We start from the raw sequence: 1,603 nt of genomic DNA, 5'->3' as shown, positions 1-1,603 counted from the left end.
GGCCTTCAGGGCGTCCAAGTCCAAAACCTAACACCGGACATCGCTCAACAGTTGCAGTTGGCGCCTGGCACCAAAGGTGTCGTGGTTACCGCCGTCGACCCCTCCAGCCCTGCCGACTCGGAGCTGAACCGCGGAGACGTGATCCAGGAAGTCAATCACAAGCCAATTGCCGACGTTGAGCAATACCGGCAGGCGATAGCATCGGCCGGGAACCAGCCGGTTCTGTTGCTTGTGAACCGAGGTGGCGCAACGCAATACGTCGTAATCGAGTCGCACTGAGCCCTTGGGACGCAGTCATGCCAGCGAGGCCCTGCGGAAAGGCGGTCTCGCTGGCTCATGCATAAAGGCCCTTGGCAAGCCTTTTGCACGGATTCATGTATTCTCTGGTCGCGCGGAATAGTTTAGCTTCCAGCTCTATTCCTGTGCCGGACTGCCGCCGATTCTCCGCGCGAAATTGGGAATCTGGGATGAAGAACCGCGCAACCTGGTTATCGCTTTCAACACCCTTGGGATTAGAATGGTACGTGAGTTCTATTCGCCCCGGCCCTCTGCTTTAGTACTAGTAAACTGGGGGTTATTTGCATGTCCGAATCTCCCCTGACATCAAGGCGTTTCGGGGTGAAACATCATGATACCGGCAAAGAATCAAACCGTCTTCCGTGAGGCGCTGCTTCCCGATGGCAAACGGCGATGGCGCTCGTTCAGTGTAGGCTTCGGCCTGGAGTGCATCGCACTCGCAATGTTAGTGATATTTCCATTGCTGATGCCCCAAAAGTTCGAGGCCATGCAGCATTACTGGGTCATGCCTTTGGATGCGCCCGTCATTCAGCCGTGGAAACCTCAGCCGCCCCCGAAGCCAGTAGTCGTGAAACGTCGCGAGGTTGTAAAGGAACCTCCGAAGCCTGAACCGGTCGAACTTCCGAAACCGAAGATATATAATCCCGTGGTTACCGCGCCCGTAGTGCGACAAGCCCGGAAGATTCAAGCACCAGACATGACCCAGGTCGCAAAAGTATTTCCAGATCCTCACCCCACGCTCGGGAGTTCGGCTCCTCCCACGCTGAGGAAACCTCGCGAGGCGGTGCAAACGGGCGGTTTTGGCGATCCTAATGGCGTGCCAACCAACAAGAATACAAATCGTAATCCAAACATCGCGCAAGTCGGTGCTTGGGATATGCCCGCTGGGCCCGGAAATGGCAACGGTACCGGCGGCGCAAAGGGCGCTCGTGGCGTTGTCGCCAGCGCAGGATTCGGAAATGGTGTTGCCACCGGCAGTCCCGGCGGCGCAAGTCATGGCGCTGTCCAGCAAGGCGGATTTGATGTAAAGGCGCCCGTGACTCCTGAAGTCAAGCACACGGCCGCGCCTGCGAACACCAGGCCCGTCGAAATTTTGTCTGTGCCCAAACCCGTTTATACTCGGGAGGGCATTGCCAAGAAAATTGAAGGCGATGTGCTCGTCGAAGTGCTCTTTACCGCCTCCGGTGAGGTTAGAGTCGAGCGCGTGGTCCGGGGTCTCGGCTATGGCTTGGATGAATCGGCCGAGGCGGCGGCGCGTCAGATTCGTTTTAAGCCCGCCGAGCAGGATGGCCGCCCGGTGGATTTC

At 57.8% G+C, this 1,603-nt stretch carries 2 protein-coding genes; both read left to right on the top strand.

Annotated features, from left to right (window positions below; translation table 11 throughout):
* The coding region (locus VG146_06985) for a PDZ domain-containing protein (protein ID HEV2392093.1) at positions 1-279 on the top strand (279 nt) is incomplete at its 5' end.
* 349 nt (positions 280-628) lie between these two features.
* On the top strand, positions 629-1,603 hold a 975-nt coding region (locus tag VG146_06980; protein HEV2392092.1), incomplete at its 3' end, for a TonB family protein.

The organism is Verrucomicrobiia bacterium, from assembly GCA_035946615.1.
Taxonomy (GTDB): domain Bacteria; phylum Verrucomicrobiota; class Verrucomicrobiia; order Limisphaerales; family UBA8199; genus DASYZB01.
This window is presented reverse-complemented; position numbering and strand designations above follow the sequence as displayed.